Raw genomic sequence first — 15,703 nt, 5'->3', positions numbered from 1 at the left:
CTGCAACACTGGACGCGCTCCGGCGCGACTGGCAGTCTGTGTGGATGCCCCCGGAGCCGCCGCATGTCCGATGACCGCCTCGCCGACCTGTCCCGCCGACTGCCCGAACTGCGCCTGCTGACGGCCGCGGCCGACCTCGAACACTACGGTCGCGACTGGACCCGCCGCTGGACGCCGGCGCCGCTGGCAATCGCCTTGCCGACGTCGGTGGAAGAAGTGCAGGCGATCGTGCGCTGGGCCAACGAGCAGGCGGTGGCGATCGTGCCATCGGGCGGGCGTACGGGCCTGTCCGGCGGCGCGGTGGCGGCGAACGGCGAGCTGGTGCTCAGCCTGGAGCGGATGCAGCGCGTGCTCGGCTTCGATGCAGTCGATCGCACCCTCACCGTGCAGGCGGGGATGATCCTGCAGCACGTCCATGACGCGGCACGCCAGCATGGCCTGATCTATCCGGTCGATTTCGCGGCGCGCGGCTCGTGTTCGATCGGCGGCAACATAGCCACCAACGCCGGCGGCATCCGGGTGATCCGTTACGGCAACACGCGCGAGTGGATCGCCGGGTTGAAGGTGGTGGCCGGCAACGGGGAGCTGCTCGATCTCAACCGCGGCCTGGTGAAGAACTCCAGCGGCTACGATTTTCGCCAGTTGCTGGTCGGCTCGGAAGGCACGCTGGGCATCGTGGTGGAGGCGACGCTGAAGCTCACCGATCCGCCGCTACCCTCGCAGGTGATGCTGCTGGCGTTGCCGGACATGGACGCGCTGATGCAGGTGTTCGCGCTGTTCCGCGCGCGGCTGGTGCTGCAGGCGTTCGAGTTCTTCACCGATCACGCCTTGCGCCACGTGCTGGCACACGGCGCGCAGCGCGCCATCGACGGCGATTATCCGTACTACGTGGTCACCGAGTTCGATGCTGCGGACGAGCGGCAGCAGGAAGCAGCGTTGGCTGCATTCGAGCTGGCACTGGAACAGGGCTGGGTCAGCGACGGCGTGATCGCGCAGAGCGAAGCGCAGGCAGCCGCGCTGTGGCGCCTGCGCGAAGGCATCACCGAGAGTCTGGCGCCGCGGCGGCCGTACAAGAACGACATCTCGGTTCGGGTCGGCGCGGTTCCCGCCTTTCTGCACGACATGCAGGCGTTGCTGGCGCGCGAGTATCCGCAAGCCGAGGTGGTCTGGTTCGGTCACATCGGCGACGGCAACCTGCACATCAACGTGCTGCGGCCGGATGACCTGGCCGAGGCCGCGTTCATCGAGCAGTGCGAACACGTCACCCATCTGCTGGCGGATACCCTGCAGCGCCATGGCGGCAGCATCTCGGCGGAACACGGCATCGGCCTGGTCAAGCGGGCCTACCTGGACAGCACGCGCAGCGCGGCGGAGATCGCCCTGATGCGCGGCGTGCGCAAGGTGTTCGACCCACGCGGCATCCTCAATCCCGGCAAGCTGTTTGCTGGCGATTGAGGGCCTGCAAACCATGCCCGTGCTAGCCTTGGCGGCTTGTCTGTGGATTCGAAGGAGCCGTCATGCCGTCGTCGCCGCTGCGTTCGCTGTATCCCGAGATCGAGCCGTTCGACCGCGGCATGTTGCCGGTGTCGCCGCTGCACACGCTGTACTACGAGCAGAGCGGCAATCCGCACGGCAAGCCGGTGGTGTTCCTGCACGGTGGCCCGGGCGGCGGCACGAATCCGAAATGCCGGCGCTTCTTCGATCCGGCGGTCTATCGCATCGTGCTGTTCGACCAGCGTGGCTGCGGCCAGTCGACCCCGCATGCCGAACTCGCCGACAACACCACCTGGGACCTGGTCGCCGACATCGAGCGCGTGCGCGAGCACCTGGGCATCGACCGCTGGCAGGTGTTTGGCGGTTCGTGGGGTTCGACCCTGGCGCTGGCATACGCGCAGACCCATCCGGACAAGGTGACCGAGCTGGTGCTGCGCGGCATCTTCATGCTGCGCCGGGAAGAGCTGGAGTGGTTCTACCAGAAGGGTTGCGACGCGCTGTATCCGGACGCATGGGAAACCTATCTGGCTGCAATCCCCGAGGTGGAACGCGGTGACCTGATGAGCGCCTACCACCGCCGCCTGACCAGCGACAACGCGGCGGTGCGCAGCGCGGCCGCGCGCGCCTGGTCGGTATGGGAAGGCGCCACCAGCTTCCTGTGGCAGGACAAGTCGCACATCGAATCGAGTGCCGCGGACGACTTCGCGCTGGCCTTTGCCCGCATCGAATGCCATTACTTCGTCAACGGCGGCTTCTTCGAACACGACGACCAGTTGCTGCGCAACGTGGATCGCATCCGCCATATTCCGGCGGTGATCGTGCAGGGCCGCTACGACGTGGTGTGCCCATTGCGCAGCGCATGGGATCTGCACCGTGCCTGGCCCGAAGCCGACCTGCACATCGTGCAGGACGCCGGCCATTCGGCGTTCGAGCCGGGCATCCTGCACCAGTTGCTGGAAGCCACCGACCGCTTCGGTCGCTGAGCCCGGTCAACGTGCGAAGGCCGCCGGTCGGCGGCCTTCGCCAGTGTGTTCAGTGCAGCCGCCGGTGGATCAGCGGCACGAACAGGTCCACCACGAAGCCGTCATGGTCCGAGACGCCGATCGCCCGCGTCCAGTCGCTGGCATTGGCGGCGTCGTCGACGGTCTGCGCCGGCGCGTCGAGGTCGGCACGGCCGAACTGCATGCGCAGGAAGCGCAGCCGCGCCGGCACGTTGAGCAGGGCGTGGTCCAGCACCTGGAAGGTCGGCACGGTGCGCCCGGGGTTGCCGCTGCCGGCCCTGGTGTAACCCTGGATCTCGCCGAAGTTCTGCGTGTAAAGGAACGAGTAACGATCGTCGGGCGGCACCGTGTTCACCGCGTTCCACAGCGCCGGCTGCACGATATTGTGGCCGAGCTTGAGCAGGTTCTGGTTGTCGTCGTAGCGGCCGGCCACCAGGTTCACCACGTCGGTCCAGCCATCGGTGAACTGGTAGGCATTGAAGTCGCCCACCACCAGCAGCGGCATGCGCGGATCGGCCTGCTGCAGCGCCTGCACCTGGCTGGCCAGCGATTTTGCCTGCAGGAAACGCTTTTCCCGATCACGCTCGGCGGCGGCGGTATTGTCGTCGACGTTCGAGCGCGCCTTCATGTGCACGGCAATCACGTGGAAGCGCGTGCGGCCTGCCTGCGCGGTGAGCAGCAGCGGCGGGTGGTCGTGGATGAAGGCGGTGTGGCCGTCGTCGTCCCAGGTTTCGCCGGCGGCGAGTTGCTGCACCGAGAGCACCTGCACGTGGTCGCGGCGCACCAGGAATCCGACGTTGATGCCGCTGGGATCGTGGCCGGGCAGCAGGTAGGCGTCGTACGCCACGCCATAGTCGGCAAGGATCTGCGTAGCCAGACCCTGCAGCAGCGGCCGGGTTTCCACTTCCTCCACCGACAGCACGTCGGGCAGCTGCAGCACGCTGCCGACATAGCTGGACAGGCGGCGGGTCTTCAGCGCGACGGCGTCCGGCGTGGGCTCCTTGCTCCCGCCGCTGCAGCTGTAGGTGGTGTCGAACACGCTGTCGCAGAAGCGCTCCATGTTGAACGCGCCGATGCGCAGCGCCAGCAGCGGGGTGGGCGAGACCGGCCGTGGTATCGGCGCGGCGTACGCCAGCCGGAACTGCGTCGGGATGAAGGTGTAGGCGCCGAAGTCGTAGGAGATCACGCCCTCGGCCCGGAACGTGCTGCCGGCGTTGAACGGCGTGTTCAGCGGCACCGCACCGAAGTCGGCAGTGTTCATCTTGAACACTTCCGGGTTGCCGCTCCAGTTGGGCAGGTCCACGCCCGCAGGCACCGGCACGCCGAACACCACGCCGGGCTGGCGCAGCGAGCGCCGGCCATTGGCGGTGATGCTGACCTCCGCATACGGTTCGCTGCTGAAACGCTTGTTGCCGGTGTTGATCATGCCGTGATCGATGCGCACACGCATGCTCATGAAGCACTGGAAATTGGTGGTGCCGCAGGAGAGCTGGTCCGGATCGGGCGAAGGCGTGCGCCGGTCGAACACGACGGCGCGCGGCAGGCGCACGTGGCGGCCGACCACGCTTATCGTCGGGTTCTTCAACTCGGTGAGGCCGTAGTAGTCGTCCACCACCGCCGCGACGTCCACCGCCTCGCCCACGCTTACTGTCGGTGCGGCGTTGGTGAACACGTACACGCCATTGGACGTCAGCGGGCTGGCGTCGGCGCGCGCGTCGGGCGTCTGCATGGTGAAGCCCAGCGGGCCCACTGCGGTGACCACGTTGCCGTAGGTCAGCACCGACTTGCCGAGCAGGGCCGCCCGCTGCCCGCTGCCGTTGATCTGCCAGATCTCCGCCTGCACCGGGATGTCGTAGTGGATGGTGCCGATGGCGGTGGCGTCGCCCAGCGCCACGCCGTCGCCGGGATCGCTCAGCGTGACGCTGAAGTCCTTGTCGTCGGCCGGCGTGGAGCGCCCATGCACGACCACGTTGAAGCTGGCCTGGGTCTCGCCCGCGGCGATGGTGAGGGTAGTGTCGAGCGTTTCGTACTCCACGCCCGCGGTGGCGCTGCCGTTGGCGGTGGCCACGTGCACGCTGGTGCCGCCGCTCGGCGCCGGTTCATTCATGGTGATGGTGAACGGCATCGCCACGTCGCTGGCGCCGTGCACGCTGATGCTGGCGTCGGCAATCGACAGCGACGGGCCCATGGCCACACAGGTGCTGGCGCTGTTGTGCGGCTGGGTCGGACTCACGGTGACGAAATCGGCGCTGTTGTCGCCGGAGTTCTGCGGCAGGCCGGCCGCGGTCTGCCGCCGCTGGTAGCCTTGGTCGGTATTGCTGCTGCCCAGCGAGGCCAGCGGCGTGCCCGCCTTGTAGGCCGAACCGGTGCTGAGGCCCACCTGGTCGACGATGTTGCCGTCGGCGTCGAGCAAGGCCAGGCCGCCGGTGTCGGTGACACCGGTGGCGTAGGTGAGATCGCCCGGCACGCTGCCGGAGTAGCCGCCGCTGGCGCTGTTGGTCAGCAGCAGGTGGCAGCCCGACGCCAGTTGCGTGCCGGCGGGGAAGGTGAGCCGCGTGCCGATCGTGCCGCTGGCGTTGGAGGCGTTGAACTTGTACGCGGACAAGTCAATCGCTGCAGGGCCGGCGTTGAACAGTTCGACGAACTCGTCGTTGCCGCCGGCGGGGCCGCGAACCCGGAATTGGTCGATGCTGACGTCGGCAGCCTGTGCGGCGAACGTCGAGGCGATGCCGGCCAGCAGCAGCCACAGGCCGCGTTGCGCGAGCTTTGCGAACATGGTTTCTCCCCCGATGGCGCCCGGTCAGCCGGAACGCGCCGAGTTTAGTGGCGCCTTGTGACCGTGCCGTGAAACCGCGCACGCCGCTTCCGCGGCGATCTGGCGCTCAGCCGGCGGGCAGCTGCTTGGTGCCGAAGATCTTGTCGCCGGCGTCGCCCAGGCCGGGCAGGATGTAGCCGTTCTCGTTGAGCCGCTGGTCGATGGAGGCGGTGTAGATCTCGATATCGGGATGGGTCGCGGTGATGCGTTCGAGCCCTTCCGGCGCGGCGACCAGGAACAGCCCCTTGATGCGCTTGCAGCCGGCCGCCTTGAGCATGTCCACGGTGGCGACCAGGGTGCCGGCGGTGGCCAGCATGGGGTCGACGATCAGCGCGATGCGCTCGTCCATGCGGCCGGTGAGTTTCTCGTAGTAGGTGACGGGCTTGAGCGTGTGCTCGTCGCGTTGCAGGCCGACCACGCTGACCTTGGCCGCCGGAATCATGTCGAGCACGCCGGGCAGCATGCCCAGGCCGGCGCGCAGGATCGGCACGATGGTGATCTTGCGGCCCTTGATCCGATGCACGCGCAGCGGACCGGCCCAACCCTCGATCTCCTCCTCGACCGTCTCCAGATCCTTGGTGGCCTCGTAGGTGAGCAGGGCGGCGACTTCGGAAGCCAGTTCGCGAAACTCCTTGGTGCTGATGCCGGCGCGGCGCATCAGGCCCAGTTTGTGCCGGATCAGCGGGTGGCGGACTTCGACGATCTTCATCAGTGGACTGTCTGGTGGCGGCGCCGGGCGCGACAGTCCGGGAGCTTAGCGAAGCGGTGCTGTCCACGCACGCCGGCATGGACAGCACCGCGATGCGTCAGGGCGCGGCGGCCGCTCCGCCCTTCAGGCAGGAGCTCATGAACGCCTTGCGCTCGGCACCCTTGAGCGCCTTGGTCTTGGCGTCCGCGTTGCAGCTCTTCATCTTCGCGTGCTGGGCCGTGTCGGTCGACGCCGCCGCGGGCGCCGAGGCATGGCCTTTCAGGCAGGAGCTCATGAACGCCTTGCGCTTGGCGCCCTTCTTGCCGGTGGCCTGGTGGTTGCAGTCGATCATCCGCTGCTGCTGGGCAGTGTGCGGCTTGGTGGATGCCGCCGGGGTCGCCGGGCTGGCTGCGAAGGCGGTGCCGGCAAAGGCGAAGGCGGCGCTGACGGCAAGCAGGCGCAGTGACATGGACATGGTGAATCCTCCCTGGGTGACCGGCAGCTGCCGGCCGGATCAGTCTAGGCAGGGGGACACCGTCAGGGCAGTCGGCAAGTTCTTACGTGCATGAAGTATTCAGCTGCGGCGAAACGTCGTGTTTCGCCGCAGCCGGTGTGGGTGGCCGCGCGGCTCAGGCCGCTTCGGCCTTGGCCTTGCGCGGGCCTTCCAGCAAGGCCTTGCGCACGTGGGCGACGATCAGGTCGACCTCGGCGCTGGTGACCTTGAAATGCGGGGTGAAGCGCAGCGAGTTGACGCCGCCATGGATCACGCCGATGCCGTGCTCGCGCATGAATTCCTCGGTCGAATCGGCGCCGAAGCATTTGTACTCCGGGGCCAGTTCGCAGGAGAACAACAGCCCGGTGCCCTGCACCTTGGTGATCAGGCCTCCCAGCTCGTGCTTGAGCGCGCCAAGCTTGTCGACGAACTCCTTGCCGCGCTCGCGGATGTTCTGCCGCACCTCATCGGTCAATTCGCCCAGCGTGGCCAGCGCCACGTCGAGTGCGCGCGGGTTGGCAGTCATGGTGTTGCCGTAGATGCCCTTGCGGTACAACCCGGCGGCGCGGTTGCCCACCGCCAGCACCGACAGCGGGTACTGGCCGGCGTTGAGCGCCTTGGAGAAGGTTTCCATGTCCGGCGCCGGCAGTTTCTCGAAACCGGGGTAGTCGGTGATCGACAACACGCCGTGTGCGCGCAGCCCGGCCTGGATGGAATCGACCAGCAGCAGGGTGCCGTGCGCTTCGGTCAGCTCGCGGGCGGCACTGTAGAACTCCGGCGTCACCGCCCGGCCCGGGTCGCCTTCGCCCATCACCGGTTCCAGGAACATGGCCTCGATGAACCAGCCGTGCCTGTCGGCATCGGCGAACACGGCCTTCAGTTGCGCCACGTCATACGGCGCCACCGTGATCACGCTCTCCTCGTGGCGATAGCTGGCCAGGTTCTGCTGGTAGGTCTTGCGCGAGGAGTCCGAATACAGCGCCGGCGCCTCGGTGCGGCCGTGGAAGGCGCCCTTCACCGCCAGCCGCTTGATCGTGCGGCCCGCATGGCGCGCGCCGGCATCGGTCATCGCCTTGGCGTTGACGTCCGCGATGCGGCAGGCCAGCGACACCGACTCGGAGCCGGAGTTGAGGCACAGGTAATGTTCGTACGGATTCTTGCCGCGGTTGCGGCCGAGCTCCTTGTTCAGTGCGGCGGTGAAACGCATCTGCGCCACGCTGGGCGACATCACGTTGGCCATCACCTGCGGGCGCGACAGCGCCGCCAGGATGGCCGCATCGTTGTGGCCGAAACCCAGCATGCCGTAGCCGCCGTTGTCGTGCACCACGGCGCCCTTCAGCGTGACGATCCACGGCCCGCGCGCGGCGGCCGGCAGGTACGGGTTGATCGCGTCGTCCGGGTAGAAATTGACGAAACCCGCCTGTGCCTTGGCCAGTTGCTCGGCTTCGTCGAGCTTGAGGAAATCCCCCAGCTCGTCGCGCAGCTCGCGGTGGCGCGCGACGGCCTCGGCGACTGCCTGGCCCAGCAGCGGATCGTTCGCCGCCATGCGCTCGATGCTGGCGTCGTCCAGGCCGGTGGTGCGGGGCTTGCCGCCGAATTCGCGCAGTTCGCGCAGCTGGTTGATCACACCCATGACATTCTCCTCGTAGACGTCGGCGCCTCGCACCCAGCGCGAAGCAGGCCGCTCGATCCGCGCGTGGGCGTCGTGGGCCGGAAATCCTTGCGTAGCGCAAATTCCAGCGTGGCGAGCCCGCGTCGGGGCGCCCGGACGTGCCGGTCGCGCAAGATCATTGGCCCAGCATAACGCGCCCGGGCAGGTCTCCGGTACCCCCGGCATGACGGCTGTCACCCCCGATGACTGACGCCGGCGCATGGGCAATCGGCCGCGAAATGCCCAAGCTGCGGGCATCGAGGAGGATCATGTCGATGACTGTTTCCGAGCAGGTGGTGGCCCGGCTGGCCGGCGTGGAGAAGCGCTACGGCCGCCTGGTCGCGCTGGACAATGCCGGTTTGCAACTGCGCCGTGGCGAGTTGCTGGCCCTGCTGGGCCCCAACGGCGCCGGCAAGACCACCGCGATCAGCCTGCTGCTGGGCTTGCTGCGCGCCGATGCCGGCACGGTCGAGCTGTTCGGGCGCGATCCCCGGGGTGTCCGCGCACGCCGGCGCATCGGCGTGATGCTGCAGCACGCCGAACTGCCCGGCACGCTGCGGGTGGGCGAACTGTTGCGTCTGATTGCGAGCTATTACCCGGCCCCCCGCAGCATGGCGGAGAGCGCCCGCATGGCCGGTGTCGACGACCTGCTGGCTCGCCCCTACGCGAAGCTGTCCGGCGGCCAGCAGCGGCGCGTGCAGTTCGCGCTGGCGCTGTGCGGCCGGCCCGAGCTGCTGTTCCTGGACGAGCCGACCGTGGGCATGGACATCGAGGCGCGGCAGAGGCTGTGGGCGGCGATCAGCCAATTGCGGGCCGAAGGCTGCGCGGTGCTGCTGACCACGCATTACCTGGAGGAAGCCGAGGCGCTGGCCGACCGGGTCTGCGTGATGGCGCGCGGGCGGGTGATCCACGAAGGGACGGTCGAGGCGCTGCGCGCACGGATCGCGACCCGGCGCATCCGCTGCGTCAGCACGGTGGATGCCGGCGTGGTCGGCGGCTGGCCTGCGGTCACCGCGGCGGAACGGCGCCAGGACCGCCTGCACGTGACCACCGACGCGGCCGAAGCGGTGGTACGCCGCCTGCTCGACGCCGACCCGCAACTGAGCGAGCTGGAAGTGCAGCGCGCCGGCCTGGCCGAGGCATTCACCGAACTCACCCGCGAGGCCGAACAGGGCTTGCCCGAAACACGCCGCGAGGTTGCCTGAGATGGATCAAGCCATGTCGATTCCGCTTGCCGCCGCGATGCCGATGTCGCGCCGGCGCGTGCTGAGCGCCTACCTGGCCGAGATGCGCAGCGAATGCCTGCGCTACCTGCGCGCGCCGGGTTTCATTCTGCCGATGACGCTGTTCTCGACGGTGTTCTACGTGATGTTCGGCGTGTTGCTGAACCAGGGCGAGGCGTCGCGCTACCTGCTGGCCAGCTATGGTGCGTTCGGCATCATCGGACCGGGCCTGTTCGGCTTCGGCGTCTCGCTGGCGATCGAGCGCGATGGCGGCCTGCTCACGCTCAAGCGTGCCTTGCCGATGCCGCCTGGCGCCTACCTGCTGGGCAAGATGGTGATGGCCATGATCGCGGCCACCGTGGTGATCGCGCTGCTGCTGCTGATCGGCATCTTCCTGGCGCACGTCAGTCTGTCGTGGGGCCAGATGCTGGCGCTGGTCGCCACCGGTGCTTTCGGCGTGCTGCCGTTCTGCGCGCTGGGCATGTTCGTCGGCACCTTGCTCAAGGGGCAGGGCGCGCCGGGGCTGCTCAACCTGGTCTATCTGCCGATGGCGTTCCTGTCCGGCCTGTGGCTGCCGCTGTCGATGTTGCCGCGGATGCTGCAACAGATCGCGCCCGTCTGGCCCAGCTATCACCTCAACCAGCTGACCCAGGCGGCGGTGGGTCTGAACCATGGCCCTGTGCTGGGCCACGTGCTGGCGCTGGCCGGTTTCGCTGAGGTTTTCCTGTGGCTGGCGGCGCGGCGTTTGCACCGGAACGGTTGAAGTAGGATCACCCTCATGGCCAATCTGCGGGAGCCTGGCGTCATGCACCAGCGCATCGTCCAGTTTCTGACCCCGGCGCCGGACTCCGCGGCGGCGCGCAGCATGCATCGCGGCAAATCGCCGTGGGTGGATGCTGTGCACCTGTTGTGGTCGGCGTGGATCTTCGTCGTGCCGGTGTGGAACAACGACGGCTGGAGCACGCGCTGGGTCGTCACCACTCTGGTTAGCTATCCGCTGTTCCTGCTGCTGTATTACCGGTGCATCGCGGGGCCGCGTGCGCAGGTCCGCGCCGGCGCCCTCGCGTTGGTGCTGCTGAGCATGTCGTTGCTGCCCTGGTATCCCAGCGGGCTGACCTATTTCATCTATGGCTGCGTGATGCTCTGCACCAGCGTGGGTCGTTTCCGCGCCTATCTCGGCTGGCTGGCCGGGCTCAATGTGGTGTTGCTGGCCGAGACCTCGCTGCTCGGTTACCCATGGCAGGCCGTGTTCTCCATCCCGCTGACCTCGTTCATCATCGGCATCATCATCAAGGCCGAGCATGGCAGCGAGGAGAAGGACGCGCAGCTGCGGCTCTCGCACGAAGAAGTGCGTCGGCTGGCGGCCACTGCCGAGCGCGAGCGCATCGGCCGCGACCTGCACGATCTGCTGGGTCATACCCTGTCGCTGATCACGCTGAAGCTGGAGTTGTCGCGCAAGCTGTTCGACCGGGACCATGCGGCGGCCAGGCGCGAAGTGGAAGAGGCGGAGAAGGTGGCGCGTCACGCCCTTGCCGAAGTGCGCAGTGCGGTCAGCGGCATCCACGCCACCGACCTGGCGGCCGAGCTGGCCTCGGCGCGGCTGCTGCTGGAATCCTCCGGGGTGTGCATGGAATACGCGGCACCGCCGACCGACTTGCCGCAAGACACCGAACGCAGCCTCTCGCTGATCCTGCGCGAGGCGGCGACCAATATCGCGCGCCACGCGGCGGCAAGTTGCGCGAACGTCGATTTCGTGCGCGAGCCTGCCAGCGTGCGCATGAGTATCCGTGACAACGGCCGCGGCGGCATCGACGGCGCCGGCAACGGCCTGCGCGGCATGCGCGAGCGCGTGCGCTCGCTGGGCGGCACGCTGGAGATCAGCTCGCCGTTGCGCGGCGGCACGACCATGCTGGTCAGCGCGCCGCTGCCGGTGCTGCGACTGGTCGCCATGCCAGCGACCGCTGCCGGCGGCGTGGCGCCCGCGGCGCAGGGTGGGCATTCGGCCGCCTGACGATCGAAGCCATCACGATGGAGCTTTTCCAATGCCGCTGAAGCAATCGCCACGAGGCGCCGCATGATCCGCGTGCTGCTGGCCGAGGACCAGGCGATGGTGCGCGGCGCACTGTCGGCGCTGCTGAGCCTGGAGCCGGACATGGAGGTGCTCGGCTCCGCACCCGACGGCGAGGCGGCGTGGCGTGAGATGCAGCGCCTGAAGCCCGATGTGCTGGTCACCGATATCGAGATGCCCGGCCTCACCGGACTGGAACTGGCCCAGCGCATCCAGCGTCACGACGAGCTGCCGGTGAAGGTCATCATCGTCACCACCTTCGCCCGCCCGGGCTTCCTTCGTCGCGCGCTGGATGCCGGCGTGTCGGGCTACCTGCTGAAGGACGCTCCCGCCGAGAACCTCGCCGAGGCGTTGCGCACCGTACACCGCGGTGGTCGCGCGATCGACCCGCAGCTGGCGCTGGAAGCCTGGTCCGAAGCCGACCCGCTGAACGATCGCGAACGCCAGGTGCTGCGCCTCGCCGGCGAGGGCCAATCCGCCGGCGACATCGCCGCAAAACTCAACCTCTCGCACGGCACCGTGCGCAATTATCTGTCCGAAGCGATCGGCAAACTCGGCGTCGGCAACCGCATCGAGGCGTATCGGCTGGCGCGGCAAAAAGGCTGGTTGTAAGTTTTTCCGATATTCGATAAAAAATGCTTGCGCGTGGTTGTTAATAGGTGTAACGTCCGCAGCCCTCGCCTTTTGGCGACCATCAGATAAAAGAGTTTTCATGTCGTTCCGCATAACCCAGATGAGCACACCATGCACGTCGCAGTATTGCCGCGATGCAGGCCTGTTCATGCGCGGCGAATGGCTCGACTTGGCAATCGTCTGCCGATAATCGACTGATCCCTTTGCGGAGATCGGTCACCCCGATCTCCCGAGGCAACGCGAACGCCCTCGGGTCGCCAACCCCGGGGGCGTCTTGTTTTTGCCGTTCGCAGGGGATGCGCATGCATCGAACAAGGTTTGCGGAATCCGTTTCGCCCTGAGGCATCCGGTCAGCCATGGCCGAGGCAGGGGCGCAGCTGCGAAGGCGCTTGCGCGCTGCGTCCCGGTGCTTCGGCGCGGGCTGTGCGAGAAACGGATCACCACGTATCGGGCAACCATGCCCGCACCTATTGCCGGTTGGTGACAGCCGGCAATCGGGAACATCGAACCGACCGGCTCCAGCGGCATGGGCTCAAGCCCCATCCGGTGCGCGCGGCTTTGCCGGCGGCGTATGCCGGGGTCTGCCGGGCGGTGTTCCACAACGACGACGTTGGCTCAGCGGTAGAGCGGCAGGTTCGTTCCTGCAAACGCCGGTTCGATTCCGGCACGTCGGCCACTGGATAGCTCAGAGGGGTAGAGCATCGGTCTTGTAAACCGAGTGTCGCGGGTTCGACTCCCGCTCCAAACCATGACCTGTCACGTCATGACCAGGAACGAAAGTTCCGACCAGGAAACGCCTCGTGCGGCGCCTGGCCTGCAAGCCACGGAGGGTTTGCGGATCAGGCAAGGCGGCGGTGGCGGGGCCGGGCCCACGTCCCGACAGCGGGCAAGCGGATATCGAAGCGATTGTCTTGCAGGCATTCGCCGGAATATCCGGTTCCCCGCCAAGGCACGTCGGCTTCGCCCCATTATCGTCAGGAGGCGTTTCCGCCTTATTCGCTTTCATCGGCGCATGACGTCGATTATCCCGCGAGGGAGGGGCTTTTGCGGCCCGATTATCCGCAATGTTAATGCGTCGTACCGATCCGGCGACGCAGTCGGCTTATCCCACGGATCGAAACAAGGATTGACGAAGGAGTATCAACATGTTCTGGATCAAGCAAATCGTGATCGGCGACGGCGAGCGCGGCTTGCTGTATCGCAACCGTCGTTTCCAGCGCGTACTGCCGCCGGGCGTCTACCACTTTGTCGACCCGCGCAAGCGTATCGCGGCCAGCGTGCACAACCTGGCCAAGCTGGAGTACACCGGCGCCGACACCGACGTGCTGATGGCGCTGATGGACGGCGCGCTGGCCGAATGCTTCGACGGGGCCGACATCGGCACGCAGCAGGTTGGCCTGGTGCTCAAGAACGGCAAGCTGGAGGACGTGCTGGCACCGGGTACGCGCAAGCTCTACTGGAAGGGCCTGGTGCCAGTCGAGGTGCAGGCGGTGTCGCTGGCGGAAACGCTGGAAGTCGATGTGCGCGTGGCCAGCCGACTGCGCCAGCTGGGCGTGCTCGGCAAGGTCGCGGTGACGGTGGACGTGCCGACGGAGTCGGCAGGCCTGCTGTTCATCGACGGCAAGCTGGTGCGTACGCTGGCTCCGGGGGCCTGGGCGTTCTGGAATTTCCAGAAGAACGTGGCGGCCGAGGTGGTCGAGCTGCGCGTGCAATCGCTGGAGGTGTCGGGCCAGGAACTGCTGACCCGCGACAAGGTGAGCCTGCGGGTGAACCTGGCCGCCAGCCTGCGCGTGACCGATCCGGTCGCCGCGCGCACCAAGGTGGTCAAGTACGGCGACTACGTCTATCGCGAGCTGCAATACGGCTTGCGCAAGGCGGTGTCCGGCAAGACGCTGGACGAGCTGCTGGGCGACAAGGCTTCGCTGGACGCGGACATCTTTGCCTACGTGCGCGGCCGTGTCGTCGAGCTGGGCGTGGAAGTGCTCGGCGTGGGCGTCAAGGACGTGATCCTGCCGGGTGAGATGAAGGACATCCTGAACAGCGTGGTGCAGGCGGAGAAGGCGGCCCAGGCCAACGTGATCCGCCGGCGCGAGGAGTCGAACGCCACCCGTTCGCTGCTCAACACCGCGCGGCTGATCGAGGAGAGCCCGGTGCTGATGCGTCTGAAGGAGATGGAGGCTCTGGAGAAGGTCACCGAGAAGATCGACAAGCTCACCGTGTTCGGCGGCCTGGACGGCGTGCTGAACCAGCTGGTGAGCCTCAAGCAGTAACCTCGCGGCGATCGCACGGAAGCGCTCGCCGCGATCCATTCAAGGAAAGAAGAGATGAGCAACCAACAGTACGAGTTTCTGCATGCCGAAGGCAGCGCCACGCCGATCAAGGGCTGGGTGCATGGCGTGCCGCTGGAAGATGCCGCGAGGCAGCAGCTGCGCAACATCGCCATGCTGCCGTTTGTCGGTCCGTGGGTCGCGGTGATGCCCGACGTGCACCTGGGCAAGGGCGCGACGGTCGGTTCAGTCGTGCCCACGCGGGGCGCGATCATCCCGGCTGCGGTCGGCGTGGACATCGGCTGCGGCATGGCCGCGGTGCGCACCACGCTGCGCGCCAGCGACCTGCCGGACAACCTGGCCCAGCTGCGTTCCAGCATCGAGCGCGGCGTGCCGGTCGGCAACGGCCGTGGTGGCGACCATCACAAGCTGCCGGACAGCATTGAGACGCAACTGGCGCAATCCGGGCTGGTCGCGCGGCTGGAAGCAATCAAGGCGAAGCATCGCAAGATCCGCACCGACAAGCTGGGCCGGCAGATCGGCACGCTGGGCGGTGGTAACCACTTCATCGAGGTCTGCCTCGACGAATCGGACGCCGTGTGGGTGATGTTGCACTCGGGTTCGCGCGGCACCGGCAACCTGATTGGCAGCTACTTCATCGAGCGGGCGCGCGAGGAGCTGGCGCAGCGCGTGCTGGGTTTCGACCTGCTGGACAGAGACCTGGCCTTCTTCATGGAAGGCGAAGCATTGTTCGACGACTACGTGGAAGCGGTGTCTTGGGCGCAGGACTACGCCCAGGCCAACCGCGAGGCGATGATGGCGCGGGTGTTGGCCGAGATGCGCCACCGGCTGCCGAAGTTCCAGTTGGAAAAGCTGGCGGTGAACTGTCACCACAACTACGTGCGGAAGGAAACGCACGGTGGCGAGGACTTGCTGGTGACCCGCAAGGGTGCGGTGAGCGCGCGGGCCGGCGAGCTGGGCATCATCCCGGGCAGCATGGGTACGTGCAGCTACATCGTGCGTGGCAAGGGCAATCCGGAAAGTTTCCACAGCTGCAGCCACGGCGCGGGCCGGGTGATGAGCCGTACCGCGGCGCGCCAGCGGATCACGCTGGCGCAGCATCGGGAGGCCACCGCCCATGTCGAATGCCGCAAGGACGCGGCGGTGATCGACGAATCGCCGGCGGCGTACAAGTCGATCGACGCGGTTATGGCGGCGCAGTCCGACCTGGTCGACGTGGTGCACACGCTGCGCCAGGTGCTGTGCGTGAAGGGATGAAGCCGGCGCCGCTCCGCGAGGGGCGGCGTCTTTTCGCGCGTGCCCCGGCGCGCCGGCTGCGGGATAATGTCCCGTTTTCCGATGCCGGCCGC

12 protein-coding genes and 2 tRNA genes are annotated in these 15,703 nt (G+C 67.3%); 10 read left to right on the top strand and 4 right to left on the bottom strand.

Going from position 1 to position 15,703, the window contains the following annotated elements:
* Positions 1-63: 63 nt before the first annotated feature.
* The gene (locus ACVCL9_RS08835; RefSeq protein ID WP_447098387.1) at positions 64-1,455 is read left to right on the top strand and encodes an FAD-binding oxidoreductase; all 1,392 of its coding nucleotides are present in this window, start codon (positions 64-66) and stop codon (positions 1,453-1,455) included.
* 62 nt (positions 1,456-1,517) lie between these two features.
* Positions 1,518-2,477, top strand: a complete 960-nt coding sequence (gene pip / locus ACVCL9_RS08830) for a prolyl aminopeptidase (protein ID WP_447098388.1) — start codon at positions 1,518-1,520, stop codon at positions 2,475-2,477.
* A 49-nt stretch (positions 2,478-2,526) separates the two neighbouring features.
* Here the strand turns inward: pip and ACVCL9_RS08825 are convergent, their stop codons facing one another.
* From ACVCL9_RS08825 to ACVCL9_RS08810, 4 genes are all read right to left on the bottom strand, one after another.
* Positions 2,527-5,271 carry a lamin tail domain-containing protein gene (locus tag ACVCL9_RS08825; protein ID WP_447098389.1) on the bottom strand — a complete coding sequence of 915 codons (2,745 nt, stop codon included), beginning with the start codon at positions 5,269-5,271 and terminating at the stop codon, positions 2,527-2,529.
* Positions 5,272-5,377: 106 nt separating this feature from the next.
* The gene (gene upp / locus ACVCL9_RS08820; protein ID WP_447098390.1) at positions 5,378-6,019 is read right to left on the bottom strand and encodes a uracil phosphoribosyltransferase; all 642 of its coding nucleotides are present in this window, start codon (positions 6,017-6,019) and stop codon (positions 5,378-5,380) included.
* A gap of 97 nt (positions 6,020-6,116) precedes the next feature.
* Complete coding sequence (locus ACVCL9_RS08815; protein ID WP_447098391.1) at positions 6,117-6,473, bottom strand: PsiF family protein; 357 nt, start codon at positions 6,471-6,473, stop codon at positions 6,117-6,119.
* A 154-nt stretch (positions 6,474-6,627) separates the two neighbouring features.
* Positions 6,628-8,124, bottom strand: a complete 1,497-nt coding sequence (locus ACVCL9_RS08810; protein WP_447098392.1) for an aminotransferase class III-fold pyridoxal phosphate-dependent enzyme — start codon at positions 8,122-8,124, stop codon at positions 6,628-6,630.
* Positions 8,125-8,417: 293 nt separating this feature from the next.
* On the opposite strand from ACVCL9_RS08810, the gene ACVCL9_RS08805 reads away from it, so the two are divergent.
* The 8 genes from ACVCL9_RS08805 to ACVCL9_RS08770 all read left to right on the top strand — a co-directional run bounded on the left by ACVCL9_RS08805 (position 8,418) and on the right by ACVCL9_RS08770 (position 15,611).
* Entirely contained in the window at positions 8,418-9,347 is a 930-nt protein-coding gene (locus tag ACVCL9_RS08805; RefSeq protein ID WP_447098393.1) for an ABC transporter ATP-binding protein, read from the top strand.
* 1 nt (position 9,348) lies between these two features.
* On the top strand, positions 9,349-10,128 hold the full coding sequence (locus ACVCL9_RS08800; protein WP_447098394.1) for an ABC transporter permease: 780 nt from the start codon (positions 9,349-9,351) through the stop codon (positions 10,126-10,128).
* A gap of 15 nt (positions 10,129-10,143) precedes the next feature.
* Positions 10,144-11,376, top strand: a complete 1,233-nt coding sequence (locus ACVCL9_RS08795; RefSeq protein ID WP_447098395.1) for a sensor histidine kinase — start codon at positions 10,144-10,146, stop codon at positions 11,374-11,376.
* A gap of 63 nt (positions 11,377-11,439) precedes the next feature.
* The gene (locus ACVCL9_RS08790) at positions 11,440-12,045 is read left to right on the top strand and encodes a response regulator transcription factor (RefSeq protein WP_395119709.1); all 606 of its coding nucleotides are present in this window, start codon (positions 11,440-11,442) and stop codon (positions 12,043-12,045) included.
* 626 nt (positions 12,046-12,671) lie between these two features.
* Positions 12,672-12,742 (top strand) — tRNA-OTHER (locus ACVCL9_RS08785).
* A tRNA-Thr gene (locus ACVCL9_RS08780) sits at positions 12,743-12,815 on the top strand.
* Between the two features lie 396 nt (positions 12,816-13,211).
* Entirely contained in the window at positions 13,212-14,336 is a 1,125-nt protein-coding gene (locus tag ACVCL9_RS08775) for a slipin family protein (RefSeq protein WP_447098396.1), read from the top strand.
* Between the two features lie 54 nt (positions 14,337-14,390).
* Entirely contained in the window at positions 14,391-15,611 is a 1,221-nt protein-coding gene (locus ACVCL9_RS08770) for an RtcB family protein (protein ID WP_447098397.1), read from the top strand.
* Positions 15,612-15,703 lie beyond the last annotated feature (92 nt).

It is taken from the genome of Rhodanobacter sp. UC4438_H5 (assembly GCF_052978405.1).
This window is presented reverse-complemented; position numbering and strand designations above follow the sequence as displayed.

Bases quoted from the DNA above. Each gene is read 5' to 3' on its own strand.
- ACVCL9_RS08815 (WP_447098391.1), bottom strand. From the start codon at position 6,473: ATGTCCATGTCACTGCGCCTGCTTGCCGTCAGCGCCGCCTTCGCCTTT.
- ACVCL9_RS08810 (WP_447098392.1), bottom strand. From the start codon at position 8,124: ATGGGTGTGATCAACCAGCTGCGCGAACTGCGCGAATTCGGCGGCAAG.
- ACVCL9_RS08770 (WP_447098397.1), top strand. From the start codon at position 14,391: ATGAGCAACCAACAGTACGAGTTTCTGCATGCCGAAGGCAGCGCCACG.
- ACVCL9_RS08800 (WP_447098394.1), top strand. From the start codon at position 9,349: ATGGATCAAGCCATGTCGATTCCGCTTGCCGCCGCGATGCCGATGTCG.
- upp (WP_447098390.1), bottom strand. From the start codon at position 6,019: ATGAAGATCGTCGAAGTCCGCCACCCGCTGATCCGGCACAAACTGGGC.
- ACVCL9_RS08775 (WP_447098396.1), top strand. From the start codon at position 13,212: ATGTTCTGGATCAAGCAAATCGTGATCGGCGACGGCGAGCGCGGCTTG.
- ACVCL9_RS08805 (WP_447098393.1), top strand. From the start codon at position 8,418: ATGACTGTTTCCGAGCAGGTGGTGGCCCGGCTGGCCGGCGTGGAGAAG.
- ACVCL9_RS08790 (WP_395119709.1), top strand. From the start codon at position 11,440: ATGATCCGCGTGCTGCTGGCCGAGGACCAGGCGATGGTGCGCGGCGCA.
- ACVCL9_RS08795 (WP_447098395.1), top strand. From the start codon at position 10,144: ATGGCCAATCTGCGGGAGCCTGGCGTCATGCACCAGCGCATCGTCCAG.
- pip (WP_447098388.1), top strand. From the start codon at position 1,518: ATGCCGTCGTCGCCGCTGCGTTCGCTGTATCCCGAGATCGAGCCGTTC.
- ACVCL9_RS08825 (WP_447098389.1), bottom strand. From the start codon at position 5,271: ATGTTCGCAAAGCTCGCGCAACGCGGCCTGTGGCTGCTGCTGGCCGGC.
- ACVCL9_RS08835 (WP_447098387.1), top strand. From the start codon at position 64: ATGTCCGATGACCGCCTCGCCGACCTGTCCCGCCGACTGCCCGAACTG.